This is a genomic window from Streptomyces sp. NPDC047981 (assembly GCF_040653315.1).
Taxonomy (GTDB): domain Bacteria; phylum Actinomycetota; class Actinomycetes; order Streptomycetales; family Streptomycetaceae; genus Streptomyces.
The window spans coordinates 61,216-87,162 of sequence record NZ_JBEZNQ010000006.1; the positions used below are offsets into that span (position 1 = coordinate 61,216).

The window sequence follows — 25,947 nt, forward strand, 5'->3', positions numbered from 1 at the left end:
TCAGTGGATGTGCGCCGCCTTGGCACCGCGGGTCTCGGAGATCTCCTCGCCCGGTTCCATGGGCGCGGTGACCGTGTCCTCGTCGGCACGCTTGCCCAGGTGGTTGAAGACCAGGTTCAGCAGGACCGCCGCGACACAGCCGGTCGAGATGCCCGAGTCCAGGATGATCTTCGCGGTCTCCGGGAAGGCGTGGTAGAACTCCGGCGCCGTGATCGGGATGATGCCGACGGCCAGCGAGACCGCCACGATCAGGACGTTGTTGTCCTTCTCCAGACCGGCCTTGACCAGGGTCTGGATACCGCTCGCCGCGACGGAGCCGAAGAGCACCACACCCGCGCCGCCGAGCACCGGTCGCGGCACGACCGAGATCAGCGAGGCGGCCACCGGCGAGAGGCCCATCAGGACCAGGAAGCCGCCGCCGCAGGCGACAACGAACCGGCTGCGGATCTTCGTCATGGCGACCAGACCGATGTTCTGGGCGAAGGCGCTGCACATGAAGCCGTTGAAGAAGGGGCTGATGGCAGAGCCGAGAGTGTCGGCGCGCAGACCCGCGGCGATGGTCTTCTCGTCGGCGGGCCGCTCGACGATCTCGCCGAGCGCCAGCATGTCGGCGGTCGACTCGGTCATCGAGACGAGCATGACCACGCACATCGAGATGATCGCGGCGAGCGCGAACTGCGGGGCTCCGAAGTGGAACGGCGTCGGGAAGCCGACGATGTCCGCCTCCGTCACCGGGCTGAAGTCCGTGACCCCGAACGGGATCGCGATCAGCGTGCCGATGACCAGACCGACCAGGACCGCGACCTGCTTCAGGAAGCCGCGGGTGAAGCGGCGCAGGACCAGCACCACGACCAGCGTGATCGCGGCGAGGGTGAGATAGGTGGTCGAACCGTAGTCGTCGGCCGCCGGATTGGGCCCTTGGGCCCAGCCGAAGGCGACCGGCAGCAGCGAGACACCGATGAGGGTGATCACGGTGCCGGTGACGACCGGCGGGAAGAAGCGGACGAGCTTGGAGAAGTACGGGGCGGCTATGAAGCCGAGCACTCCGGCGACGATGATCGCGCCGAAGATGATCGGCAGCGCGTCGGACTTGTCGTCCGTCGTGTCGACGATCGCGAGCATCGGAGCGACGCCGGCGAAGGTGACGCCGTTGACGAACGGCAGTCGGGCGCCGATGTTCCAGACGCCGAGCGTCTGCAGGAACGTGGCGAGTCCGGCGGTGAAGAGGCTGGCTCCGGTGAGGAAGGTCAGCTCGGTGCCGGAGAGTCCGACGGCCGCGCCGACGATCAGGGGCGGGGCCACCACGCCCGCGTACATGGCGGCCACGTGTTGGAGGCCGCTGGTGAACATTCTCAGGGGCGGCAGCGTCTCGTCGACCGGATGCTTCTGGTCTTCGATGTCGGCGCTTGCGTCGGATCCATCATTGCGAAACCTGGGCTTGGCGGCCACGGCGGTTCCTCCGGTCGGTTACACGTCGGCGGCGACGCGGATGTCAGGGAGGTGGTGCAAAGTGGTGCGGTCGTGCGCCTCACGGTGTGCGGCTCATGAGGAGTGGGGGGTACTTCGGGCACTTCGGGTGCTTCGGGTACTTCCGGAAAGCTGTCGTGTGCACGGGGAGGCCTGGAAGGCTGCACACGTCGACCGTCCGGGGGGTGCCGTACCTCTTGTCGTACGGGCACCCCCCGTCCAGCCGTCCGCGGACCCCGCTCGGGTCCGCGGTGACCGACCGAGGGCCGTCCCCCTCGGTCGGACTCCTTGGGGAGGTCAGCCCTGGGCCGTGATCCGGGCCAGGCGCTGGGCCTCCGCGCGCGCGTCGCGGGCGATCGCCTCTTCGTCCGCGAACAGCAGGCGGTTGTTCTCCACGATCTGCTTGCCGTTGACGAACGAGGCCGTCACCGGGGCGGCGGCACCGAACACGATCGCGGTGACCGGGTCGGCGATCGAGGAGTGGCCGAGGCCGTCGATCTTCCACAGGACGAAGTCGGCGAGCTTGCCGGCCTCCAGGGAACCGATCGAGTCGGCGCGGCCGAGGACCTGGGCGCCACCGAACGTGCCGAGGCGCAGCGCCTGGCGGGCGTTGAGAGCGGCCTCACGGTGGGCGCCGAGGCGGTTGATGAGGAGCGCGTTGCGCAGCTCGGTGTGGAGCTCGCCCGACTCGTTGGAGGCGGTGCCGTCGACGCCGAGGCCGACCGGTACGCCGGCGCGCAGCATGTCCGGGACCCGGGCGATGCCGGCGGCGAGCCGCGCGTTGGAGGACGGGCAGTGGGCCACACCGGTCTTCGTCCGGGCGAAGGCCTCGATGTCGGAGTCGTTCATGTGGACGCAGTGCGCCATCCACACGTCCTCGCCGAGGAAGCCGGTGGACTCGAAGTAGTCCGTCGGGCCCATGCCGAAGAGCTCGTGGCAGAACTTCTCCTCCTCCACGGTCTCCGAGCCGTGGGTGTGCATGCGCACGCCGAGCCGGCGGCCGAGCGCGGCGCCCTCGCGCAGCAGGTCGGTGGAGATGGAGAAGGGGGAGCAGGGGGCGACGGCGACCTGGGTCATCGCGTCGAAGGAGGCGTCGTGGTGCTTCTTGACGGTCTCCTCGGTGGCGATGAGCGCACCCTCGGTCGTCTCGACGGCGAAGTCCGGCGGCAGGCCGCCGTCCTTCTCGCTGCGGTCCATGGAGCCGCGCGCCAGGGTGAAGCGGACGCCCATGTCGCGGGCGGCGCCGATGATGGCGCCGGACAGGTCGCCGGAGCCCTGCGGGTAGACGTAGTGGTGGTCCATCGCGGTGGTCACACCACCGCGGGCCATCATCGCGAGCGAGCCCTGGGCGGCGACGCGGACCATCGACTCGTCGATGCGGGACCAGGTCGGGTAGAGCGCGACCAGCCAGTTGAAGAGGTTGTGGTCGGTGGCCAGACCCCGGGTGATCCACTGGTAGAAGTGGTGGTGGGTGTTGATCAGACCGGGCGTCACCAGATGACCGGTGGCGTCGATCCGGCGGACCACGTTCTCCAGGCCCTCGGGCGCCTTGCCGGCGCCGAGGGACTCGATCTTGTTGCCGGCGACGACGAGGTGGCCGGTGGCGTACTCGGTGTCGTTCGCGTCCACGGTCGCGATCGCACAGTTCTCGATGACGATGCGCTCGACCGCTGCCGAAGGTGCTGCCATGGCGGTGCTTCCTTCATTCCTCGGGGGTGGTGTGGGCACGGCAGGACCCTAGGAGGATTTGAGTGCCGGGGCCGCGTGACGGCTCCGGGTGCCGAGATGGTGGAAGAACAGATTGAGCGTGACCGCGACGAGCGCGCCCGCGCTGATGCCGGAGCCGAGCACGGTCTGCGCCCAGGCCGGGAAGCCGGCGTAGAAGGTGGGAGCGGCGAGCGGGATGATGCCCGCTCCGAGCGCGACGGCCACCAGGATGATGTTGGAGCTGTCGTCGAGTCCGGCTTCCGAGAGGGTACGGATGCCACTGACCGCGATCGAACCGAAGAGGACGATACCGGCACCCCCGAGGACCGGCATCGGGACCATCGACACGACCGCTCCGAGGACCGGGAACGCGCCGAGGACCAGCAGGGCGCCACCGGCGACGGCGACGACATAGCGGGAGCGGACCCGGGTCAGGGAGACCACTCCGACGTTCTGGGCGAAGGCGGAGGTGGGGAACCCGCCGAAGACGGGCCCGATCAGCGTGGCGATGCCGTCGGTGCGCAGGCCGCGGGTGATCGTACGGCCGTCGCTGCGGCGCTCGCAGATCTCGCCGAGGGCCAGCATGCCGGCGCTCGACTCGGTCATGAGGACCAGCATCACGATGCACAGGGAGAGGATCGCGGCGGGCTGGAACTCGGGCGCGCCGAAGGCGAAGGGTGCGGGCAGCGCGGCGACGGGCGCCTCGCGCAGGGCGGTGAAGTCGGCCATCCCGAAGGGGATCGCGGCGAGGGTGCCGATGAACAGGCCGAGCAGCAGCGCGATCTGCTTGACGAAGCCCTTGCCGAAGCGCTGGAAGAGCAGGATGACGACCAGGGTGAAGCCGGCCAGCGCGAGGTTGTTCATCGCGCCGAAGTCGGCGGCTTCCTTGTTCCCGCCCTGGGCCCAGCTCACCGGCACCGGCATCAGGGTGACGCCGATCAGGGTGATCACGACGCCGGTGACGAGCGGCGGGAAGAAGCGGAGCAGTCGGCCGAAGAAGGGTCCCACGGCGAGGCAGAAGACTCCGGCGACCATCACCGCGCCGTAGATGGCGGGGAGCTGATGGCCGGGGGCGCTGGTCTCGGCGATCGCGAGCATCGGGGCGATGCCGGCGGACGAGGCCGCGTTGACGAACGGGAGCCGGTTTCCGGCGAAGCGGCCGGCGCCGATCGTCTGGAGGATGGTGGCGCAGCCGGCGATGAGCAGGCTCGCGGCGATGAGCCGGGTCATTCCGGCGGCGTCCAGGCCGACCGCCTGGCCGATGATCAGCGGAGGGGTGACGACGCCCGCGTACATCGCGGCGATGTGCTGGAGCGCGGCGGGGATCAGCCGCGAGGCGGGGAGCTTCTCGTCCACCGGGTGGACCTCGGGCGAGGTGTGCTCGTGCGAGGCGGCCGGCGGGGTGGAACACGGGCCTTCGGCGGATGCCGGCCCCTTTGCGGGCTGTGCCATGGGTACGTCCCTCCGGGTGTGGCGGCCCCCGCCCGACTGCGGGCGGGCGGGGGCGGCCACGAGGTGCCGCTTAGAGGTTGGTCATGTCGACCGGGATCTGCGCCGTGGCTCCGTCGCGCAGTACGGTCGCCTCGATGAGGCCGTACGGGCGGTCGGCGGCGTAGTAGACCTCGTTGTCGTTCTTGAGCCCGAAGGGCTCCAGGTCCACCAGGAAGTGGTGCTTGTTCGGGAGCGAGAAGCGGACCTCGTCGATCTCCGAGCGGTGGTTGATGATGCGCGTGGCCATCTGGTACAGCGTCTGCTGCAGCGAGTACGAGTACGTCTCCGAGAAGGCCTCGAGCATGTGGCGCCTGGTCTGCGCGTAGGACTTCTCCCAGTTGGGCATCCGCTGGTCGTCGTCGGTCCAGTTGAACCGCCAGCGGCCGGACACCTGCGTGGCCAGGATGCGGTCGTACGCCTCCTGGAGCGTCGTGTACTTGTCCTTGATGTAGCCCCAGAACTCCGAGTTGGTGGAGTTCATGACGACGAGGTCCTTGAGGCCGGAGATGACCTCCCACTTCTCACCGTCGTACGTGATCTGGGAGACGCGGGTCTCCTGGCCCTTGCGGGCGAAGGAGTGGTTCACCTCGTCCGAGCCGATGAACTTGGAGTTGGCGTCGGAGCTGGCGATCCGCTCCCACGAGTACTCCTCGATCCGGATGCGCGCCCGCTTGATCGGCTCCTGGCTGGTCACGAAGTGACGCGCCAGGTGGATGCCGAACTGCTCGGCCGACTCGATCCCGTACTCCTTGGCGAAGGCGTACACGGTGTTCTTGGTCGTGTCGGTGGGCAGGCAGTGGGCGTTGGAGCCCGTGAGGTGGACGTCGTCGAGGTCGCCGGAGAGGGCGACGGAGACGTTCAGGTCCTTGATGTGGTGGGTGGCGCCGTCCCGCGTGATCTTGACGACGCGGTTCTCTGCTTTGCCGTACTGGTTCTGGCCGAGAATCGTGGGCATGTCTGCTAGCTCCCTCGGTAAACGGAGTAGCCGAACGGGTTGAGCAGCAGCGGTACGTGGTAGTGCTCGCCCGGCTTGACGGCGAACGTGATCGCCACCTCCGGGAAGAACGCACCGCTGTCCCTTACGCGGGGGGCGTCCTGCTGCGCCTCGGCTTGCTTCTTGGAGAAGTACGCCTCGGTCTCGAAGTCGAGACGTACGTGGGTGGTGCCCTCCGGCAGGGCCGGCAGGTCCTTGCAGCGCCCGTCCGCGTCGGTGGCGGAGCCACCGAGCGTGACCCACTGCGCGTCGAAGCCGCTGCGGGCCGCGAGCGTGATGGCCACGCCCTCGGCGGGGCGGCCGATGCTGGTGTCCAGGATGTGGGTGGACACCGAAGCGGTGGTGTCGGTGCTCATGCGCTCTCTTCCTCAGTGCTCTCTACGAGACGGGTCAGGCGGATGCGGTTGATCTTGCCCAGTTCGGTGCGGACGATCTCCCGCTCCGCCTCGGGCGAGTTCTCGATCCGCTCGCGGACCGCGTCGCGCATCTGCTCGCCGGTCTTGCCGGTGGCGCAGATCAGGAAGACATGGCCGAACTTGTCCTGGTAGGCCAGGTTGAGTTCGAGCATCTCGGCCTTGAGCTCCTCGGAGGCGCCGGCCATCCCGCTCTGCTCGCGGGAGGAGGTCGGGTCCCCGGCCTTCGGACGACCGATCGGCGGGTGGCCCGCCATCGCCTCGGCCAGGTCCTCCGCGGTCAGCTCGGCCATGGCGGCGTCGCTGGCGAGGAAGAGGGCGTCGGCGGTGGTGTACGGGCGCTGGGCGAGGATCTTGCTCCCCCACGCCGAGCTGGAGCACACCTCGTGCAGGGCGGCGACGGCGTCGCTGTCCGCGGAGGTGTTGAACCGGGTGAGGCCCGGTGTCGTACCTGAAGTCACGGGAAGCCTCCGTGGCTGTTTTTCGCTGTGCGTCTGACGGGCTGCGGATAGCTAACGCCCTTTGCCGACACCACGTCAACACTTTGTTGAAAACTCGGTGACACAAAAGCCGTCGTCCCGACATGCGGACGACGGCTCCTGGTCATACATGATCAACTAGCCGTTCTCGGCGGCCTTTTCCCTGCTCAGGGCGGTCTCGCGGTTCAGGTAGTTGTACACGGTGAACCGGCTGACACCCAGTGCCCCGGCCACCGTCTCCACTCCATGACGCACCGAGAAGGCCCCGCGCGCCTCCAGCATCCGGACCGCTTCCTGCTTGGCCTTGCGGTCGAGCTCGGCGAGCGGCATCCCGTGCCGTCGCTCCATCGCGGCGAGGATGTGGTCCAGGGAGTCCGAGAGCTGCGGCAGCCGTACGGCGAGCACGTCCTCACCCTCCCAGGCGAGCACCACGTCGTCGGTCTGGGCCTGGTCGGGCCCGAGTATCTCGGCCCCCATGGCGTCGACGAGGGGCTTCACGGCGGTGATCAGCGGGTGCTCGGTCACGACTCCTCCCCGATCACGTTGACCTGGAGGGAGACACGGGTCGCGCCGGCCGCCAGGGACTTGCGCAGCAGCGCGTCGACGGCCGTGAGGACCTCGTCGGCGCCGCCTTCCGCCGTATTACCGAAGGGGCCGACGTCCACCGCGTCCAGTTCGGCCGACTGGATGACCTCACGGGCCACGACCGCGTGTTCCGGCGCCTCGTCCAGGTCGAAGGGCTCGGTCGTGAACTCCACTCTCAAACGCACCATGGCCCCACGCTACTGGCCGGAAGTCCGCGCACGGCAGCCCTGAGCTGCCGAAGCCTCTTGACAAGTGCGCGGCCCGCCTTGCAACATTCCGTCAGACAGAAAGTTACTTCCGCAATACGGAAGGAGCGCCGCCCCTCATGGGATACACGGACCAGCGCTTCGATGTGAACCTGTCGATCCTCTTCACGGAACTCCCGCTCCTGGAGCGCCCCGCGGCCGCCGCCGCGGCGGGCTTCACCGCGGTCGAGCTGTGGTGGCCCTGGATCGACACCGCCACCCCCGCCCAGAGTGAGCTCGACGCCCTCAAGAAGGCTCTGGACGACGCCGGCACTCAGCTGGTGGGCCTGAACTTCTACGCCGGCCAGCTGCCGGGCCCCGACCGCGGCGCGCTCTCCGTGCCCGGTGAGGAGTCGGACCGCTTCCGCGCCAACATCGAGGTGGCGGCCGACTTCGCCGCCTCGGTCGGCTGCAAGGCGCTCAACGCGCTCTACGGCAACCGCGTGGAGGGCGTCGACCCGCAGATCCAGGACACCCTCGCCCTGGAGAACCTGGTCCTGGCGGCCCGCGCGGCCGACCGGATCGGCGCGATCCTGCTGATCGAGACCCTGAACAAGCCGGAGTCGCCGCTCTACCCGCTGGTGAGCGCCCCCGCCGCGATCGAGGTCGTCGACAAGGTCAACGCGGCCACCGGGCTCGGCAACGCCAAGTTCCTCCTCGACATCTACCACCTGTCGATGAACGGCGAGAACGTCAGCCAGGTCATCGCGGAGTACGCGGACAAGACCGGCCACGTCCAGATCGCCGACAACCCGGGCCGTGGCGCGCCGGGCACCGGCGAGCTCCCCCTGGAGCAGCTGCTCGACGAGCTCAAGAAGGCCGGTTACGACGGCTGGGTCGGCCTGGAGTACAAGGCCGCCGACGCCGCCGCGTCCTTCGAGTGGCTCCCGGCCGAGGCCCGCGCGGCCCGCTGAGCCGCCGATCCGCAGGCTCCCTCCCCGTACCACCAGTTTTTCGAGAGGCACCCTCATCATGAGCAACCTTGCTGACTCCTCCCAGCCCACCCGCCCGGCGATTGCGTGGATCGGTCTCGGCATCATGGGCTCCCCCATGTCCGAGAACCTGATCAAGGCCGGCTACTCCGTCACCGGCTTCACCCTGGAGCAGGACAAGCTGGACCGCCTGGCCGCTGCCGGTGGCACCGCGGCCGGCTCGATCGCCGAGGCCGTCAAGGACGCCGACGTGATCATCACGATGGTGCCCGCCTCCCCGCACGTCGAGGCCATCTCCTACGGCCCCGAGGGCATCCTGGAGAACGCCAAGTCGGGCGCGCTGATCGTCGACATGTCGTCGATCACCCCGCAGACCTCCGTGGACCTGGCGAAGAACGCCAAGGAGAAGGGCATCCGCGTCATCGACGCGCCCGTCTCCGGCGGCGAGGCCGGCGCCATCGAGGCCGTCCTGTCGATCATGGTGGGTGGCGAGCAGGCCGACTTCGACGAGGCCCTGCCGATCCTGGAGGCCCTCGGCAAGGTCATCGTGCTCTGCGGTCCGCACGGCTCCGGCCAGACCGTGAAGGCGGCCAACCAGCTCATCGTCGCCGTCAACATCCAGGCGTGCGCCGAGGCCGTGGTCTTCCTGGAGAAGTCCGGCGTGAACCTCCAGGCCGCCCTGGACGTCCTCAACGGCGGTCTGGCCGGCTCCACGGTCCTGACCCGCAAGAAGGACAACTTCCTGAACCGGGACTTCAAGCCCGGCTTCCGGATCGACCTGCACCACAAGGACATGGGCATCGTCACCGACGCCGCCCGCAACGTCGGCGCGGCCCTCCCGGTCGGTGCCGTCGTCGCCCAGCTGGTCGCCTCCCTGCGTGCGCAGGGCGACGGCGGCCTGGACCACTCGGCCCTGCTGCGCGCCGTCGAGCGCCTCTCCGGCCAGCAGGTCTGACGCAGGTCCCCCTGACTTCCGGTCGGCGGCGGCGCTGACAACCTGTCCTGTCGCGCCCAGGCGCCGCCGCCGCCCGGAACACCCCACTTCATTTTCAACAAACTGTTGACGCTGGGTTCGGCGCGAATTTACGCTCCTGAACACCCGCACAGTCAGCGGTGCAGCTCCCGTACGGAAGGTCACCATGTCGAAGCGCGTGCTTACGACCGAGTCCGGCGCCCCCGTCGCCGACAACCAGAACTCCGCCACCGCCGGCGTCGGTGGCCCCATCCTGCTCCAGGACCAGCACCTGCTGGAGAAGCTCGCGCGCTTCAACCGTGAGCGGATCCCGGAGCGCGTGGTGCACGCCCGCGGCTCCGGCGCGTACGGCTACTTCGAGGTGACCGACGACGTCACCGGCTTCACCAAGGCGGACTTCCTCTCCGAGGTCGGCAAGAAGACCGAGACGTTCCTCCGCTTCTCCACCGTGGCCGACTCGCTCGGTGGCGCGGACGCCGTCCGTGACCCGCGCGGCTTCGCCCTGAAGTTCTACACCGAAGAGGGCAACTACGACCTCGTCGGCAACAACACCCCGGTGTTCTTCATCAAGGACCCGATCAAGTTCCCCGACTTCATCCACTCCCAGAAGCGCGACCCCTTCACGGGCAAGCAGGAGCCGGACAACGTCTGGGACTTCTGGGCGCACGCCCCCGAGGCGACGCACCAGATCACCTGGCTCATGGGCGACCGCGGCATCCCGGCCTCGTACCGCCACATGAACGGCTACGGCTCCCACACCTACCAGTGGACCAACGCCAAGGGCGAGGCCTTCTTCGTCAAGTACCACTTCAAGACGAACCAGGGCATCCGCTCCCTCTCCGCCGAGCAGGCCGCCGAGCTCGTCGGCAAGGACGCCAACTCGCACCAGACCGACCTGCTCCAGGCCATCGAGCGCGGCGTCGCCCCCTCGTGGACCCTGTACGTCCAGGTCATGCCGGCCGCCGAGGCCGCCGACTACCGCTTCAACCCGTTCGACCTCACCAAGGTGTGGCCGCACAGCGACTACCCACTGCAGCGCGTCGGCCGGCTGGTCCTCGACCGCAACCCGGACAACGTCTTCGCCGAGGTCGAGCAGTCCGCCTTCTCCCCGAACAACTTCGTCCCGGGCATCGGCCCGTCGCCGGACAAGATGCTCCAGGGCCGGCTCTTCGCCTACGCGGACGCCCACCGCTACCGCCTCGGTGTCAACCACACCCAGCTGCCGGTGAACGCCCCCAAGGCGACCGTGGCCGACAACTACGGCCGCGACGGCTTCATGGCGACCCGCAACGGCCGCCGCACGGACAAGAACTACGAGCCCAACTCGTACTCCGGTCCCTCGCAGACCGACGAGGCGCTCTCCGCCCCGCTGGCGATCCACGGCTGGACCGGCACCCACGCGGCGCCCGAGCACGCCAAGGACGACCACTTCTTCCAGGCCGGTGAGCTCTACCGCCTGATGTCCGAGGACGAGAAGAAGCGTCTGGTCGCCAACATCGCCGGTGGCCTGTCCCAGGTGTCCCGCGAGGACATCATCGAGAAGAACCTCGCGCACTTCGCCGCCGCCGACGCGGACTACGGCAAGCGCGTGGCCGAGGCGGTCCGCGACCTGCGCGAGGACTGATCCACGGCGGTACCCAGACCGCGTACGGCATATGACGGGAGGTCAGATGTCGTACGCCGTCCGGACCGACGGCCCGGATGAGGGGTGGCCGGCGGAACGGACAGCGTGAGGACCGCGGCGGCGACGAGCCAGTGCGGTGGTAAGGGCGGACCAGGCCCCTTCTTGACCTGAAGGAAGGGATCCCGGGCCGACCCGTCGTCACCGCCGCGGTCCCAACGCCCCACCTCCCCCGAAGACTCCGCCCGGCGGCGCGAACGTCCTGTCGCGCCAGCCTCGCACCGTCGGGCGGGCACAACGAGAGCGCGGAACCAGGTTTACGGTCCCTGGTTCCGCGCTCTTTCGCGTTCCCGCACGGCGGGCGGCGCCAGCGCATCGTTTCTGCGGTGAAGATCCACACCCGCACGGGCGAGCGCACCGCGATTCACCGGGTGTGCGCCCCTCCCCCGCCGCTATCCACTCGTACATGATCAAGAACCTGGTGCGGGGCCTCGCCCCGCTCGCCCTCATCCTGTCCCCGCTCGCCCTGCCCTCCCCCGCGATGTCGGCCAACGTCGTCCTCTTCCCCGACGCCCTCGCCGACCTCGTGGAGGCCTCCGAGGACCCGGCCGGCTACAAGGAGTCGGCCTTCCGGCACTGGAACGCGGGTCTGGACGCCAAGGACGGCTGCGACACCCGCTCCGAGGTCCTCCTGGAGGAGGCCGTCGAGGCCCCGAAGACCGGTGCCGGATGCGCCCTGACCGGCGGGAAGTGGACCTCGTACTACGACGGCCAGACCGTCACCGACCCCGCCGCGCTCCGCGTCGACCACGTCGTCTCCCTCAACGAGGCCTGGGAGTCGGGCGCCTCCGGCTGGACCGCGGCCCGACGCGAGAAGTACGCCAACGACCAGGGCGTGCCCGGCACGCTCGTCGCCGTCACCGCCCGCAGCCAGAAGGACAAGGCAGGCCGCGACCCCGCCGACTGGGTGCCGTCGGACTCCGCCCGGTACTGCCGCTACGCGGCCGAGTGGGTGGGCACCAAGCTGCGCTGGGGCCTGAGCGCCGACAAGGACGAGGTGGAGGCGCTCAAGCTGTTCGCCGACGGCCCGTGCGAGGAGACGGTCGTCGTCCGCTCGAAGGCGCCTCGGTGAGGACCAGCGACACGGTGACGGCGAGCGAGGCGACCGCGAGCACCACCATCGCCGTGCGCGGTGAGGTGGCCTCGGCGACGGCGCCCGCGAGCGCCGCGCTCAGCCCCTGCAGGGCGAGCATGCCCGAGGTGTGCAGCCCGAGGGCGTGACCGCTCAGCTCCTCCGGTACGAGGTCGAGCAGCCGCTCCTGGTACAGCAGGCTCGCTCCGTAGCCGACCGCCGAGACGGTCACCGCGACGAGGGCGAGCGGCAGCCCCGGGTCCAGCGCGAAGAGCAGGAACGGGGCGGCCAGGAGCGCCTGCAGCGGGGCGGCGAGCCGGCCGCGGAGCCCGCTCGGCACGAACCGGCCCAGGACCGTGTCCCCCGCCAGCATCCCGAGCGCGCCGCAGGCGAAGAGCAGCCCGGCGCGCTCGGGGTCGTACGGCACGAAGAGCGACTCGCAGCCCACGATCAGCCCGTTCGGCACCCACAGTGCCACGTACACCCGGCGGCGGGCCCGGGAGGACCACAGCTGTCGGTTCGTACGCCAGGTCACGGCCGCCGAGGCCCTGCCCGTGGCGCGCGGGGCACGCCGGGAGAGGCCGAGGCGGGCCACGAGGGCCGCGACGAGGTAGAGGGCGGCGCCGGCGAGCAGGGTGCCGCGCGGGGAGAGCAGGGCGACGAGCAGGCCGCCGGTCGCGAACCCGGCGATCTGGCAGCCGCCGACCGCCATGTTCAGCACGGAACGGCCCAGCAGGTAGCCCTCGCGGGGCAGGACCTCGCCGAGCAGCCCGTAGCGCACCCCGCCGCCGACCGACCCGACGAGGCCCTGGGCGAGCAGGAGCGCGAAGACCGCCACGATCGGCAGCCCGGGCACGGCCGTCGCGGCGGCGCCCACCGCGAAGAACAGCGCCATGCCGGCGAGCGCGGCGCGCGGCGGGAGCCGGTCGGCGGCCGAGAGGAGCGTGGCGGCGCCGAGGAGCTGGGCGAGCGAGGGCCCGAAGAGCGCGAGGGAGGAGAGCAGCGGGGAGCCGGTCTGCCGGAAGACGAGCGTGGCAAGCCCGAGCCCCGCCACGGTCTGGGCGGCGACCTGGACGGAGCAGGTGAGGAAGAGGGGCGTGAACTCGGGCGTACGGAAGAGGCCGCGGTAACTGCGCATGCGGCGGAGTCTGCGGGGGCACCTGAGGCGGCCGGTATTGTTTCGCGCTCCGGCGAAAGAGACGGGTCCGCGCGATGCGGGGAGGGCGGTGTCGGGGGGCGGGGCGAGCGGCCTCGGGAGCGCGGGACAGGCGCCGGCGACGGGCGCACAGGCCGGCGGCGGGTGCACGCGGGCAGTGAGCCGGACGATCGAGGGGGCGGGGCGTATGGGGTGGTGGCGGGTCGACGCGGACGCGCTCGCCGGGAGCCGGTTCCTGATCTCGCCGCTGGCCGAGGTCACGGCCGCGCTCCAGGTCCTGGACCTGCGGGACACCGCCCACCCGGGCGAGCGGGCCTGGCTGGAGACCCATCTGCCCGCCTACCGGGCCCGGTTGGCGGCCGATCCGCTCGACGCCCTGCTCGTCCGGGCGGCCCTCGGCACCTCCTGGAACGCCGACTTCGTGACGCCCACGCCACGGGGTGACCACGAGCCGGACTTCGAGGAGGAGCTGAGTCGGGTGCGCGCGACAGCGCCCTCGGCGGCGGTGGCGGACCTGGCGGTGTCCCTGGGCGGCGGTCCGGTGCCCGAGCCACTGGCCTCGGCACCCGATCTGCCGCACAGGATGGCCGAGTTGCTCAGCTGGGTCTGGCGGGAGACCGTCCTGCCGACCTGGCCGAGGCGTCGGCGGATCCTGGAGGCGGACGTCCTGGCGCGCACGGCCCGGCTGACCCGGGAGGGGTGGGCGGCCGCCCTGGACGACCTCGCCCCGGGGCGCACCCGCTGGCTCGGCGAGGGCCGGCTCCAGGTCAACACCCGTGACTATCCGCCGCGTTCGGCCGCCGGCGCGCGGCTGTTCCTCGTGCCCGTGACCCCGTCCCGGGGCTGGGTGTCGTGGGAGGGCGCGGAGCGCTTCGCGATCGTCTACCCGTGCGCGGGCGCCCTGGCCGACGTGGCGGGCCCGGCCGTGCCCGACGCCCTCGCCGCGCTGCTCGGGGGCGCGCGGGCAGGTGTGCTCGTACGGCTCGAATCACCTCTGTCCACGAGTCAGTTGGTGGCGCTGACCGGGCAGGGTCTGGGGTCCGTCGGCCGGCATCTGAAGGTGCTCCTCGACGCCCGTCTCGTACGGCGTCGCAGGGCGGGCCGGTCGGTCCTCTACGACTGGACGGAGGCGGGCGCGACTCTCGTACGGGCCCAGGGCGGCGGCTGAACGCGAAGCGGCCCCCGCTCCGGTGCTCTCGGAGCGGGGGCCGATCGGCGCGTGGCCGGGATCAGACCTTGAGGGCCTTGATCGCGGTCGGCGCGTGGCCGGGCTCGGTCGCGAGCTCCTCGAACTCGGTGACGTCGCTCATGTCGACCGTCTTGCTCATCGCGATGTTGGTGATCCGCTCCAGGATCGCCTCGACGACGACCGGGACCTGGAACTCGACGGCCATCTTCTTGGCCTGCTCCAGGGCCTCGCCGAGCTTGCTCGGGTCCTCGACGCGGATCGCCTTGACGCCCAGACCCTCGGCGACCTTGACGTGGTCGACGCCGTAGACGCCGATCTCCGGGGTGTTGATGTTCTCGAACTCGAGGTTGACCTCGAAGTTGATGCCCAGGTTGCCCTGCGCCTGCCGGATCAGACCCAGGTAGGCGTTGTTCACGAGGACGTGGACGTAGGGGACCTTGTGCTGGGCGGCGACCGCCAGCTCCTCGATCATGAACTGGAAGTCGTAGTCGCCGGAGAGGGCGACGACCGGGGTCTCCGGGTCCGCGGTGGCGGCACCGATGGCGGCCGGGATGGTCCAGCCGAGCGGGCCGGCCTGGCCGCAGTTGATCCAGTGGCGCGGCTTGTAGACGTGCAGGAACTGCGCGGCCGCGATCTGGGAGAGACCGATGGTGGTGACGTAGCGGGTCTCCGGGCCGAAGGCCTTGTTCATCTCCTCGTAGACGCGCTGCGGCTTGATCGGGACGTTGTCGAAGTGCGTCCGGCGCTGGAGGGTGGCCTTGCGCTCCTGCGCGGAGGCGGCCCAGGCGGAGAAGTCCGGCAGCTTGCCGGCGGCCTTCCATTCCTTGGCGATCTCGACGAAGAGCTCCAGGGCGACCTTGGCGTCGGAGGCGATGCCGTAGTCCGGGGCGAAGATCTTGCCGATCTGGGTCGGCTCGACGTCGACGTGGACGAACTTCCGGCCCTTGGTGTACGCCTCCATGTTGTAACCGGTGTGGCGGTTGGCCCAGCGGTTGCCGATGCCGATGACGGTGTCGGACTCCAGGAAGGTCGCGTTGCCGTAGCGGTGCGCGGTCTGGACACCGACCATGCCGGCGGACAGCTCGTGGTCGTCCGGGATGGTGCCCCAGCCCATGAGGGTGGAGATGACCGGGATGTTCGTCAGCTCGGCGAACTCGACCAGCAGGTCGGAGGCGTCGGCGTTGATGATGCCGCCACCGGCGACGATCAGCGGGCGCTCGGCCTCCAGGAGGAAGGTCAGCGCCTTCTCGGCCTGGGCACGGGTCGCGGACGGCTTGTAGACCGGCAGCGGCTCGTAGGTCTCCGGGTCGAACTCGATCTCGGTCAGCTGGACGTCGATCGGCAGGTCGATGAGGACCGGGCCGGGACGGCCGGAGCGCATCAGGTGGAAGGCCTGCTGGAAGACGCCGGGGACCTGCGCGGCCTCCAGGACCGTGGTGGCGGCCTTGGTGACGGGCTTGGCGATCGAGGCGATGTCGACGGCCTGGAAGTCCTCCTTGTGGAGCTTCGAGACCGGGGCCTGGCCGGTGATGCACAGGATCGGGATCGAGTCCGCGATCGCCGAGTACAGGCCGGTGATCATGTCGGTGCCGGCGGGGCCGGAGGTACCGATGCAGACACCGATATTGCCGGCCTTGGCACGGGTGTAGCCCTCGGCCATGTGGGACGCGCCCTCGACGTGGCGAGCCAGGGTGTGGGCGATGCCGCCCACGTTCTTGAGCTCCCGGTAGAAGGGGTTGATCGCCGCGCCGGGCACGCCGAACGCGTTGGTGACGCCTTCGCGCTTGAGGATCTCAACGGCCGCTGCGGCGGCGGTCATACGGGGCATGGGAGGGCTCCTGCTTCGGCCAGGCGGAAGCGGGTCACCACCGTCTCGGTGGCCCGTTTCCGTATTGCGGAAGTATTGTTCTGCTATACGGAAGCAATGTAGGTCGGGGTGGTGAGAGCCGTCAAGGGAGGGCGCCCGGCCGTTGGCCGAAGTCCCTCCCCTCATGTGGCGGATTGGTGGACGATGGGACCCGGAAGACAGGGGGTTCGGCGTGGGGTTCGGTGTGGGTGACTCGGTTCCGGTGCGCTGCCCGGAATGCCTCCGTACGCAGCCGTACGCCGCGCCGGTGTTCCCGTGCGCGTGCGGCACCCCGGTGGTGCCCCCGGTGATCCCCGGGGCGACGGGCGAGCCGGTCACGCACCGGAACTGGACCGACGAGTGGGTCACGGTCCGCTGCGTCGCCTGCGGCCGCGCGGACGAGTGGCCCCACCCGGAGCTCGGCTGCACCTGCGGCACGGTCCTGCGCGTCCCGGTCCGGCCGGTGACCGGAGGCCCCGGACCGGCGAGGGGCACGGGACCGGGTGCGGGAACGGGGGACGGTACGGGACGGGGCACGGGCTCCGGTACGGGTGCCGATTCGGACACCGGGCCCTGGCGTGTCGTGGACCCGCGCACCGCGGCCGACCCGCGCCCGGGCACCGGCGAGCGCTTCGGCCCCGGTGACGGCCGGGACAGCGGCCCACGAGGCGAGCGGGCCGGCGGCGGGCAGCCCCGCACGGAGCCGGGGCGGGACCCGGACCCGACCGAGAACCGCGCCCACGCCGCCCCGCAGAGCGGCGGCCACCGTGCGTTCGCGGACCGCTACCCCGCGCACATACCGCTGCCTCCCACGGCGCCGCACCCCGCGCCGCCGAGGCCCTCGTTCCGGCCCGTGACCATCCGCACCGCCCGGGACGCGGTCGTCGCGTCCGCCGGCTACCTGCGCTGGCTCGGCTTCCGTGACGTCGTCCAGCCCGAGGAGCGGTCCACCTCCGAGGTCGACCTGCGGGCGCCCGGACTCGTCGCCCAGGTCGACCCGAGCACCCGCCCGGCCGGTCTGCGGGCCGTCGAGTGCCTCTGGCTCAACGGCCTCAGCAGCACGGCCGTGAGCGTCTTCTTCTCGCTCGCCGGCTACACCCCGGAGGCCAGGTCGCGCGCGGACGAACTCGGCATACCGCTCTTCGTCCTCGACCTGACGGGCACCCCCCAGCCGGTCAACACCCCGGCCGACGAACTGGTCACGACGGGCGCGTAGCCCGGCTGCCGGCGGTGCCGACCGCGGTCGGGGGCCGCGCGTAGCCCGGCTGCGGGCGGCGCCGACCGCGGTTGGGGGCCAGGGCGGCCCGTAGGGGGACGCCCTGAGGGCATGAACCCCCACCCGGCTCAAATTAACCTCAGAATTCAGCCATTCCACGCGTGACGATCACCCTCCCCCGGGCACAACAACGTTGGGGGTGGGACGTCATGGGGGCGGACACGTGGTGGTTCATCGGTGCGTCGTGCGGACAACTGCTGCTCGCGCTCGCCCTGTTGCGAACACGCAGCCCGCAGCGGGCAGAACTGCCGCCGCAGGCACTGGCGTTGCTCCGGGGAGGGCCGCGGGCCGTCGTCGTGGTGGCGCTCGTCGCGCTGCACCAGCGCGGCGCGGTCGCGGCCGGCCGGAAGGGCACGATTCGGGCCAACGGCGGGCCCGGCCGGACACGTGACCCGGTCCAACTCGGAGTGCACAGTTCCCTGCGGCGCGCGCTCGGTCTGCGGGTCCTCGCCGCCCAGCCCCGGGCGCGGCGCGCGGTCGACGCGCTGAGGGCCGAACTGGGCCGGGAGGGGCTGCTCCGCCCGCACGGCCGACTGCGGGTCGCGCGCGTGCTGCTCGTGGGCGCGGTGGCGACGGTCCTCGCGGGCCTGCTGATCACCCGGCCCTCCGGGACGGAGCTCGCGCTCGCACTCGCCCTCGGGGCCGTGCCGGCCTGCGCCGCGCTCGCCCTGCTGTTCCTGCCGCCGACCACCCGGGCCGCCCGCCGGCTGCTCGCCGGGCTCCGGGAGCGGCACCCGCTGCCCGCGCACCGGCGCGAGGTGACGGACGGCAATCTGGTCCTGCTGTACGTGGCCCTCTACGGCGACCCCGCGCTCGCGCTGTTCCTCCCCCGTTTCTCGCGCGACGGCGGGCTGCTGGGCCGGGGCGGCGGGGCGGACGGGTACGCGACCGGCCGGGGCTGGTTCGGCGGGCACGACGTGACCGGCGGGAGCGGCGGGGGCGGCGCCGGAGACGGGGGCGGTGGCGGGGGCTCGGGCTGAGGGGAGGGTCCGCGCCATACTCGTCGTATGCACATCCGAGCGGCCGCACCGGCCGAACTCCCGCTGCTCCAGGACATCGAGCGGGCCGCGGGCGAGCCCTTCCGCTCCGTCGGCATGGCGTTCATCGCCGACGACGAGCCCCTGCCGCTGGACGTCCTGGACGCCTACCGGCGCGCCGGCCGTGCCTGGGTGGCCGCCGACGAGGCCGACCGCCCGGTCGCGTACCTGCTGACGGACACCGTCGACGGGGCCGCCCACATCGAGCAGGTCTCCGTGCACCCGGACGCCGCCCGCCGGGGCATCGGGCGCGCCCTGATCGAGCACCTCGCGGCCGAGGCGGCCGAGCGCGGGCTCACGGCGCTGACCCTGACGACCTTCGCCGAGGTGCCCTGGAACGCCCCGTACTACGCCCGTCTCGGCTTCCGCCCGCTCGCCGAGTCGGACCCGGAGCTCACCGTCGGCCTGCGCGCGATCCAGCGGGCCGAGGCCGCCCACGGCCTGGCGACCTGGCCCCGGGTCTGCATGCGCCGCGAGCTGGCGGGGGCCGCGGCGGTCCGGCGGGCGCCCGCCTCGCCGTAGCCCTGCGCCTGGCGTTCGGCTACTCCCCGTAGCGCTGCCGCAGCTCCACCTTCCGCACCTTCCCGCTCACGGTCATCGGGAACTCGGCGAGGATCTCCACCCGGCGCGGGACCTTGTAGTGCGCGAGACGGTCGCGGCAGTACGCGGTGATGTCGTCCAGGGTGGGCGGGTCGGCGGGGTCCCGGGGGATCACGCAGGCCAGGATCTCCTCGCCGTAGCGGGCGTCGGGCACGCCCACGACCTGGACGTCCGCGATCTTCTCGTACCCGTGGAGGAACTCCTCGATCTCGCGCGGGTACACGTTCTCGCCGCCCCGGATGATCATGTCCTTGATCCGGCCGACGATCTGGACGTACCCGTCCTCGCGCATCACCGCGAGGTCACCGGTGTGCATCCAGCGGCCCGCGTCGACGACCTCGGCGGTCTTCTCCGGCTCGTCCCAGTAGCCGAGCATCACGCTGTAGCCGCGGGTGCGCAGCTCGCCGGCGACACCGCGCTCGACGGTGAGGCCGGTGACCGGGTCGACCACCTTCACCTCGACGTGCGGCATGACCCGGCCCACCGTGCCCGTGCGGCGCTCCAGGTCGTCGTCGCGGCGGGTCTGGGTGGAGACCGGTGAGGTCTCCGTCATGCCGTAGCAGATCGACACCTCGGCCATGTTCATCTCGGCGACCACCCGCTTCATCACCTCCACCGGGCAGGGTGAGCCCGCCATGATGCCGGTGCGGAGGGAGGAGAGGTCGTACGAGGCGAAGTCGGGGAGGTTCAGCTCGGCGATGAACATCGTCGGCACGCCGTACAGCGACGTGCAGCGCTCCTCCTGGACCGCGCGGAGGGTGGCGGCCGGGTCGAAGGACGGCGCGGGGATGACCATGCAGGCGCCGTGCGAGGTGGCCGCGAGGTTCCCCATCACCATGCCGAAGCAGTGGTAGAAGGGGACGGGGATGCAGATCCGGTCCTGCTCGGTGTAGGCGATCATCTCGCCCACGAAGTAACCGTTGTTGAGGATGTTGTGGTGGGAGAGGGTCGCCCCCTTGGGGAAGCCCGTGGTGCCCGAGGTGTACTGGATGTTGACCGGCTCGTCGCAGGAGAGCGCGGCGGGGCGCAGCTCTCCGGCCGTACGGGAGAGCAGCTCGTCCCAGGTGGGGTCGCCGAAGTACACCGCTTCCCTCAACTCGGGGCACTTGGGCGCGACTTCCTCGACCATCGCCCGGTAGTCGCTCGTCTTGTGCGTGCGGGACGCGAAGAGCAGGGAGATCCCGGCCTGCCGGAGCACGTACTCCAGCTCATGAGCGTGGTAGGCGGGGTTGACGGTCACCATGACGGCGCCGATGCGGGCGGTGGCGTACTGGACGAGCACCCACTCGGCGCAGTTGACCGCCCAGATGCCGACCCGGTCTCCCTTGACGACCCCGCTGCCGAGCAGCGCACCGGCCAACCTGTCGACGTCCGCACCGAATTGGGCGTACGTCCAGCGGCGCCCGGACGGCAGGTCGACGAGCGCCTCGCGCTCCGGCCAGGCGGCGACGGCCCGGTCGAGGTTGGCGCCGATCGTGTCGCCGAGGAGTTCGGTGGTGCTCGCGCCGTGCGCGTACGACTGGCTCACGCGAGGTCCCCTTCCGCGTACTCCGTGCCCTCGCCGCGCGCGGTGCGTTCGCGCAGTTCGATGCGGCGGATCTTCCCCGAGACGGTCTTCGGCAGTTCGGCGAACTCGATGCGGCGCAGCCGCTTGTACGGCGCCAGGACGGCGCGCGAGTGGGCGAAGAGCGCCCGTGCCGTCTCCGCGCTCGGCTCCCAGCCCTCCGCGAGGACGACGTACGCCTTCGGGACGGCGAGCCGCAGCGGGTCGGGGGCCGGCACGACGGCCGCCTCGGCCACCGCCTCGTGCTCCAGGAGCGCGCTCTCCAGCTCGAACGGCGAGATCTTGTAGTCGGAGGCCTTGAAGACGTCGTCGGCGCGCCCGATGTAGGTGATGTAGCCGTCGGCGTCACGGGAGCCGATGTCTCCGGTGCGGTAGTAGCCGCCCGCCATGGCCTCGGCCGTACGCTCCGGGTCGCCGTGGTAGCCGGTCATGAGACCCACGGGGTCGGCGGAGAGGTCGAGACAGATCTCGCCCTCGTCCACGTCCGCCTTTCCGCTCACCGGGTCGACCAGGGTGACCCGGAATCCGGGGCTCGGCCGGCCCATGGAGCCCTCCTTGAGCCGCTGGCCCGGGCTGTTGGAGACCTGGACGGCCGTCTCGGTCTGCCCGAACCCGTCGCGGATGGTGACGCCCCAGGCCCGCCGGACGGACTCGATGACCTCGGGGTTGAGCGGCTCACCGGCCGCCACGACCTCGCGCGGCGGGTGCTTGAGCGCGGTGAGGTCGGCCTGGATCAGCATGCGCCAGACGGTCGGCGGCGCACAGAAGCTGGTGACTCCGTTCCGCTCCATCTCGGCCATCAGACGGGCCGGGTCGAAGCGCGTGTAGTTGTGGATGAAGACCGTCGCCTCCGCGTTCCAGGGGGCGAAGAGGTTGGACCAGGCGTGCTTGGCCCAGCCGGGCGAGGAGATGTTGAGGTGCACGTCGCCGGGCTCGAGCCCGATCCAGTACATGGTGGCGAGGTGGCCGATGGGGTACGAGGTATGGGTGTGCTCGACGAGCTTGGGGCGGGCGGTGGTACCAGAGGTGAAGTACAGCATCAGTGGGTCGTCGGCACGGGTGACGCCGTCGGGCTCGAAGACACGCGAGGCGCCGACGGCGTCACCGTAGGAGATCCACCGGCCACCCTCCTGCCCCTCCGGCGCCCCGACGACGATCCGGGTGTACTCCCCCGGTACGTCGTCGAACTTGGCGGTGTCCTCGGCGCGCGCGATGACGTGCCGGGCCCGGCCGCGCTCGACCCGGTCCCGCAGGTCGGCCGGGCCGAGGAGCGGGGTGGCGGGGATGACGACGGCGCGCAGCTTCATGGCGGCGAGCGCGGTCTCCCACAGCTCGGTCTGGTTGCCGAGCATGACGATGATCCGGTCGCCGGCCCGTACGCCCCACGAGCGCAGCCAGTTGGCGACCCGGTCGGAACGTTCACTCATCTCGGCGAAGCTGACGCGCGTCTCGGCGCCGTCCTCCTCGACGATGTGCAGCGCGGTCCTGTCGTTGCCGTCCGCGATGACGTCGAACCACTCCAGGGCCCAGTTGAACCGGTCGGGACGGGGCCAGGCGAAGCCTTCGTACGCGGCCTCGTACTCCTCGCGGTGCCGGAGCAGGAAGTCGCGGGCTGCCCGGAACCTCTCCGTCGCGGTGGTAGCCGTCATGTGTCCTCCTCGTTGCGGGACCGGTCACGGACATCGTGTAATCAGTGACCCAGGTCTCACTACCCCCGTTCGGGGGTGAAGGAGTGGTCGCGTGCCCGAGCTGACGGAATCGGTGGAGATGCGGGCGGCGCTGCTGCGGCTGCGCCGGTCCACGGGCCTGGACGTCGTCTTCGGCGGGCTGCTGCGCGACGGGCGGTCGGGCGGCGGTGGCCGGTCCGGCCCACCGGCCCGGCTGCGGATCGCGGAGCTGAGCGGCGCGGTGACCCCCGCGCTGCGGGGCCTCACGATCGCGGCGGGCAGCGGCCTGGGCGGGAAGTGCCTGGCGCTGTCGCGACCCTGCGCGGTCGTGGACTACCCGTCGGCACGGCACATCACCCACGAGTACGACGGCCCGGTGTCGGCGGAGGGCCTGCGGTCGGTGATCGCGGTGCCGGTCGTCGTACGACGCCAGGTGCGGGGCGTGCTGTACGGCGCGCTCCGCGACGCGCTGCCCCTCGGCGACCGGGTCTTCGACGCGGCCGTGGCGGCGGCCAGGGACGTGGAACAGGCTTTGGCGGTACGGGAGGAGGGCCGGGTCGCGGGACTGCCGGTTTCGGGGGCGGGGGGCGGGCGGGGGGCCGGGCCGGGCATGGGGCGGGAAGGCGGTCCGGAAGGCGGGCCCGCCGGTGGATCCGGGGCGTGGTCGTGGGAGGAGATCCGGCAGGCGCACGCGGACTTGCGCGGTCTCCTGCCCCAGGTGGCGGATGCGCGGCTGCGAGCCCGGCTGTCGGAGGTGTGCGGGCGCCTGGAGACGGCCTCGACGGCCCCCGCGGGCCCCACGCCCCGGTCACCGGGCGTGCGCCTGACGCCGCGCGAGCTGGACGTGCTGACGGCGGTGGCGTCGGGGGCGACGAACGCGACGGCGGCGGAACGGCTGGGGCTTCGCCCCGAGACGGTGAAGGGCTATCTCCGCTCGACGATGCGGAAGCTGGGGGCGCACACGCGGGGCGAGGCGGTGGTCGCGGCGCGGAGGGCGGGCGTGCTGCCGTAGGGCAGGCGCGGCCGGGCGCGGCCGGAGGTCGCGGTGCCCGTGGCTACCGCCGGCGTAGCCGCAGATCGCGGTGCCGTGGCTCTCGCTGCCCGCGGCCGGGGATCCACGCCCGTACCCCTACGCGTCGACGACCCCGAACCCGACCTCGAAGGGCACCCCTTCCTCCCCCGTCACCCGCAGCAGGCGCTCGGCCTCCTCGGCGAGCGCGGCGCGCTGCGGCTCGGACGGACGGCCGAAGGGCTGGATGGTCATGGTCGTCCGCTCCTTGGTCTCCTCCAGGCGCCAGAGCCCGGCGAGGAGGCCGTCGAGGAGGAAGACGGAGAAGGCCTGGTTCCCCTTCCACGTGCGGTTCTTCGCCTCGACGGAGACGAAGCGGCGGCGGTCGGCGTGGGAGAGGAGGAGGTTGTCGAACTCGGGGAGGAAGCGCGGCGGGGCCGGGGTGTCGTCGTCGGGGCGCGGGGCCTCGGGGAGGTCGAAGAGTTCGACGCCGTTGTCGTCCTGGAAGGCGAGCAGGCGGGGGCGGAGGCGCTCGAAGGCGTCGCGGAGGCGGGTGAGGCCGCACCAGGTCTGCATGTCCTTGACGGATGCGGGCCCGAAGGCGGCGAGGTATCGGAGGACGACGGAGTCGACGTCGGGTTCGGCTTCCTCGGCCATGTCGAGCCAGGACTGGGCGGTGGTGAGACGGACCTGTCCGCTGCGACGCCAGAGGCCCCGCGGGGTGACCTGGACGAGGGGCAGCAGGCAGCGGGCGGCGACGGAGAGGGACTGCGGGTCGGCGTCGGGCCAGTGGACGAGGAGGGCCTCCCGGATCTCCTTGGGGGTACGGGGCTTCTCCTCGACGAGCGCGCGGGAGAGGTCGGCGAGGAGGTCGAGGTCGACGCCGTCAAGGCCCTCGCGGAAGATCGTGAGTTCGCGTGCGCGGGCGGGCTGGACGAGCGGCCGGAGGGTGAGCACGTCCTCGGCGGTGTGGGTGTGGATGGTGGAGCGGAGGGTGACGATCCGGGCGACCTCGCGGGACTCCATGAGGGTGGAGAGGTGCTCGGGGCGGAAGTCGGCGAGCCGGGCGGCGAGGGCGTAGTACGGCGGCTTGGTGTTCTGCGCCTGGAGTCCGAGGAGGTGGGTGACGGCGTCCTTGGCGGACATCGCGGCGGGCTCCAGGAGGAGCTGGCGGGCCAGCGTGGCACGGCCCAGGGCGCGGGTGGAGAGGACCGGGTTCGTCGAGGTGGAGGCCATGGCGGCACGCTACTCGGACTTGCGGACAGGGTGTGTCCGCAAGTCGCACGTGAGCCGCCCGGCACCGGCCGCCGCGCTGCGGCAATTCACCCCGTATATCCTTCCCGGGAGACCTGGCCACGACCACGCAGACGGAGATGGACCCCACGATGTCGGAGCGTCGCCCCCGCGCAGCCTGGCGCCGCCAGCCCGAACCGCCGGCCGGGACGCCCCGGCCGAAGGCCCAGCAGCAACCGTCCGAGGCGGGGGACGCGGCTGCGGACCGGCCGAGCGTGGTGCAGGCGACGCTGTACCGCGACGGCCGCAAGGTGGCGTCCCCCGACACCCTGGCCGAGACCTTCCGCCAGCTGCGCGAACACCCGGACGGCATGGCGTGGATCGGCCTGCACCGCCCGACGGAGTCCGAACTGCTGTCGCTGGCGGGCGAGTTCGATCTGCACGAACTGGCGGTGGAGGACGCGCTCGAGGCGCACCAGCGCCCGAAGCTGGAACGGTACGGGGACACGCTCTTCGTCGTCCTGCGGGCGGCCCGCTACCTGGACGCCCAGGAGGAGGTCGACTTCGGCGAGCTGCACATCTTCGTGGGCCGGGACTTCGTGATCACGGTGCGGCACGGCGCGGCCCCCGACCTGTCGGCGGTCCGCCACCGCATGGAGAAGGACCCCGACCTGCTGGCCCTGGGCCCGGAGGCGGTCCTGTACGCGATCCTGGACGCGGTGGTCGACGGCTACGCCCCGGTGGTGGCGGGCGTGCAGAACGACATCGACGAGATCGAGACCGAGGTCTTCGGCGGCGACCCGGCGGTCTCGCGCCGCATCTACGAACTCTCCCGCGAAATGGTCGAGTTCCAGCGCGCGACCCGCCCCCTCGTGGGCATGCTGCACGGCCTGATGGCAGGCTTCGCGAAGTACGGCACGGACGAGGAACTCCAGCGCTACCTCCGCGACGTGGCCGACCACGTCACCCACACCAGCGAACGCGTAGACGGCTTCCGCCAGGCCCTGACGGAGATCCTGACGGTCAACGCGACCCTGGTCACCCAGCAACAGAACGCGGAGATGCGCGCGCTGGCGGAGGCGGGCTTCGAACAGAACGAGGAGATCAAGAAGATCTCGTCCTGGGCCGCCATCCTCTTCGCCCCCACGCTGGTCGGCACGATCTACGGCATGAACTTCGACAACATGCCGGAACTCCACTGGGCGGGCGGGTACCCGTTCGCGGTGGTCCTGATGGCAGTGGTGTGCACGAGTCTGTACGTGGTCTTCAAGCGGAAGGACTGGCTGTAGCCGACACAGCCCGCCCCATGAGCGAGGTCGCGACGTGGGCTG

Annotated in this window: 23 protein-coding genes; 10 read left to right on the forward strand and 13 right to left on the reverse strand. The window is 71.2% G+C overall.

The window, feature by feature from the left end:
• From AB0E14_RS05815 to AB0E14_RS05850, 8 genes are all read right to left on the reverse strand, one after another.
• A complete protein-coding gene (locus AB0E14_RS05815) occupies positions 1 to 1,350 on the reverse strand; it encodes a nucleobase:cation symporter-2 family protein (protein WP_362412890.1) in 1,350 nt (449 codons plus the stop codon).
• Positions 1,351 to 1,764: 414 nt separating this feature from the next.
• Complete coding sequence (locus AB0E14_RS05820) at positions 1,765 to 3,156, reverse strand: 8-oxoguanine deaminase (RefSeq protein ID WP_362412600.1); 1,392 nt, start codon at positions 3,154 to 3,156, stop codon at positions 1,765 to 1,767.
• A gap of 48 nt (positions 3,157 to 3,204) precedes the next feature.
• Positions 3,205 to 4,626, reverse strand: a complete 1,422-nt coding sequence (locus AB0E14_RS05825) for a nucleobase:cation symporter-2 family protein (protein WP_362412603.1) — start codon at positions 4,624 to 4,626, stop codon at positions 3,205 to 3,207.
• Positions 4,627 to 4,696: 70 nt separating this feature from the next.
• On the reverse strand, positions 4,697 to 5,620 hold the full coding sequence (gene pucL, locus AB0E14_RS05830) for a factor-independent urate hydroxylase (protein WP_362412606.1): 924 nt from the start codon (positions 5,618 to 5,620) through the stop codon (positions 4,697 to 4,699).
• Between the two features lie 5 nt (positions 5,621 to 5,625).
• Positions 5,626 to 6,015, reverse strand: a complete 390-nt coding sequence (gene uraH, locus AB0E14_RS05835) for a hydroxyisourate hydrolase (RefSeq protein WP_355106814.1) — start codon at positions 6,013 to 6,015, stop codon at positions 5,626 to 5,628.
• Positions 6,012 to 6,533, reverse strand: a complete 522-nt coding sequence (gene uraD / locus AB0E14_RS05840) for a 2-oxo-4-hydroxy-4-carboxy-5-ureidoimidazoline decarboxylase (RefSeq protein ID WP_362412610.1) — start codon at positions 6,531 to 6,533, stop codon at positions 6,012 to 6,014. Before uraD ends, uraH begins: the two co-directional genes overlap by 4 nt.
• 156 nt (positions 6,534 to 6,689) lie before the next feature.
• Positions 6,690 to 7,028, reverse strand: coding sequence for a helix-turn-helix domain-containing protein (locus tag AB0E14_RS05845; protein WP_362412893.1), 339 nt, complete (start codon positions 7,026 to 7,028; stop codon positions 6,690 to 6,692).
• A 44-nt stretch (positions 7,029 to 7,072) separates the two neighbouring features.
• Entirely contained in the window at positions 7,073 to 7,321 is a 249-nt protein-coding gene (locus tag AB0E14_RS05850; RefSeq protein ID WP_362412896.1) for a hypothetical protein, read from the reverse strand.
• 140 nt (positions 7,322 to 7,461) lie between these two features.
• Here AB0E14_RS05850 and AB0E14_RS05855 point away from each other — a divergent pair, with 140 nt between their 5' ends.
• The 4 genes from AB0E14_RS05855 to AB0E14_RS05870 all read left to right on the forward strand — a co-directional run bounded on the left by AB0E14_RS05855 (position 7,462) and on the right by AB0E14_RS05870 (position 12,039).
• Positions 7,462 to 8,295, forward strand: a complete 834-nt coding sequence (locus tag AB0E14_RS05855) for a TIM barrel protein (protein ID WP_362412613.1) — start codon at positions 7,462 to 7,464, stop codon at positions 8,293 to 8,295.
• A gap of 58 nt (positions 8,296 to 8,353) precedes the next feature.
• Positions 8,354 to 9,268, forward strand: a complete 915-nt coding sequence (locus AB0E14_RS05860; protein WP_362412616.1) for a 2-hydroxy-3-oxopropionate reductase — start codon at positions 8,354 to 8,356, stop codon at positions 9,266 to 9,268.
• Between the two features lie 184 nt (positions 9,269 to 9,452).
• Positions 9,453 to 10,910 carry a catalase gene (locus AB0E14_RS05865; protein WP_362412619.1) on the forward strand — a complete coding sequence of 486 codons (1,458 nt, stop codon included), beginning with the start codon at positions 9,453 to 9,455 and terminating at the stop codon, positions 10,908 to 10,910.
• A gap of 463 nt (positions 10,911 to 11,373) precedes the next feature.
• Positions 11,374 to 12,039: an HNH endonuclease family protein gene (locus tag AB0E14_RS05870; RefSeq protein ID WP_362412622.1), complete on the forward strand. Its 666-nt coding sequence runs from the start codon at positions 11,374 to 11,376 to the stop codon at positions 12,037 to 12,039.
• Here AB0E14_RS05870 and AB0E14_RS05875 read toward each other — a convergent pair.
• Positions 11,975 to 13,177, reverse strand: a complete 1,203-nt coding sequence (locus AB0E14_RS05875; protein WP_362412625.1) for an MFS transporter — start codon at positions 13,175 to 13,177, stop codon at positions 11,975 to 11,977. The two genes, AB0E14_RS05870 and AB0E14_RS05875, sit on opposite strands and share 65 nt — an antisense overlap.
• Before the next feature lie 205 nt (positions 13,178 to 13,382).
• On the opposite strand from AB0E14_RS05875, the gene AB0E14_RS05880 reads away from it, so the two are divergent.
• Positions 13,383 to 14,363 carry a transcriptional regulator gene (locus tag AB0E14_RS05880; RefSeq protein ID WP_362412628.1) on the forward strand — a complete coding sequence of 327 codons (981 nt, stop codon included), beginning with the start codon at positions 13,383 to 13,385 and terminating at the stop codon, positions 14,361 to 14,363.
• Positions 14,364 to 14,424: 61 nt separating this feature from the next.
• On the opposite strand, the gene gcl is transcribed toward AB0E14_RS05880, so the two are convergent.
• Positions 14,425 to 16,212 carry a glyoxylate carboligase gene (gene gcl, locus AB0E14_RS05885; protein WP_362412631.1) on the reverse strand — a complete coding sequence of 596 codons (1,788 nt, stop codon included), beginning with the start codon at positions 16,210 to 16,212 and terminating at the stop codon, positions 14,425 to 14,427.
• 211 nt (positions 16,213 to 16,423) lie between these two features.
• Here gcl and AB0E14_RS05890 point away from each other — a divergent pair, with 211 nt between their 5' ends.
• The 3 genes from AB0E14_RS05890 (at position 16,424) to AB0E14_RS05900 (ending at position 19,065) form a co-directional block, all read left to right on the forward strand.
• The gene (locus AB0E14_RS05890; protein ID WP_362412634.1) at positions 16,424 to 17,446 is read left to right on the forward strand and encodes a hypothetical protein; all 1,023 of its coding nucleotides are present in this window, start codon (positions 16,424 to 16,426) and stop codon (positions 17,444 to 17,446) included.
• 209 nt (positions 17,447 to 17,655) lie between these two features.
• A complete protein-coding gene (locus AB0E14_RS05895) occupies positions 17,656 to 18,486 on the forward strand; it encodes a TIGR04222 domain-containing membrane protein (RefSeq protein ID WP_362412637.1) in 831 nt (276 codons plus the stop codon).
• 27 nt (positions 18,487 to 18,513) lie between these two features.
• Positions 18,514 to 19,065, forward strand: a complete 552-nt coding sequence (locus AB0E14_RS05900) for a GNAT family N-acetyltransferase (RefSeq protein WP_362412640.1) — start codon at positions 18,514 to 18,516, stop codon at positions 19,063 to 19,065.
• A gap of 19 nt (positions 19,066 to 19,084) precedes the next feature.
• Here AB0E14_RS05900 and AB0E14_RS05905 read toward each other — a convergent pair whose 3' ends face one another.
• A complete protein-coding gene (locus tag AB0E14_RS05905) occupies positions 19,085 to 20,671 on the reverse strand; it encodes an AMP-binding protein (RefSeq protein ID WP_362412643.1) in 1,587 nt (528 codons plus the stop codon).
• Positions 20,668 to 22,356, reverse strand: a complete 1,689-nt coding sequence (locus AB0E14_RS05910) for an AMP-binding protein (protein WP_362412646.1) — start codon at positions 22,354 to 22,356, stop codon at positions 20,668 to 20,670. The genes AB0E14_RS05905 and AB0E14_RS05910 overlap by 4 nt, the downstream gene beginning before the upstream one ends.
• A 91-nt stretch (positions 22,357 to 22,447) precedes the next feature.
• On the opposite strand from AB0E14_RS05910, the gene AB0E14_RS05915 reads away from it, so the two are divergent.
• Positions 22,448 to 23,386 (forward strand): LuxR C-terminal-related transcriptional regulator, encoded by a 939-nt coding sequence (locus AB0E14_RS05915; RefSeq protein ID WP_362412649.1) that lies wholly within the window; start codon positions 22,448 to 22,450, stop codon positions 23,384 to 23,386.
• A 117-nt stretch (positions 23,387 to 23,503) separates the two neighbouring features.
• Here AB0E14_RS05915 and AB0E14_RS05920 read toward each other — a convergent pair whose 3' ends face one another.
• Positions 23,504 to 24,619 carry a winged helix DNA-binding domain-containing protein gene (locus tag AB0E14_RS05920; RefSeq protein WP_362412652.1) on the reverse strand — a complete coding sequence of 372 codons (1,116 nt, stop codon included), beginning with the start codon at positions 24,617 to 24,619 and terminating at the stop codon, positions 23,504 to 23,506.
• 149 nt (positions 24,620 to 24,768) lie between these two features.
• Here AB0E14_RS05920 and AB0E14_RS05925 point away from each other — a divergent pair, with 149 nt between their 5' ends.
• The gene (locus tag AB0E14_RS05925) at positions 24,769 to 25,905 is read left to right on the forward strand and encodes a magnesium and cobalt transport protein CorA (RefSeq protein ID WP_362412655.1); all 1,137 of its coding nucleotides are present in this window, start codon (positions 24,769 to 24,771) and stop codon (positions 25,903 to 25,905) included.
• Positions 25,906 to 25,947: the final 42 nt, after the last annotated feature.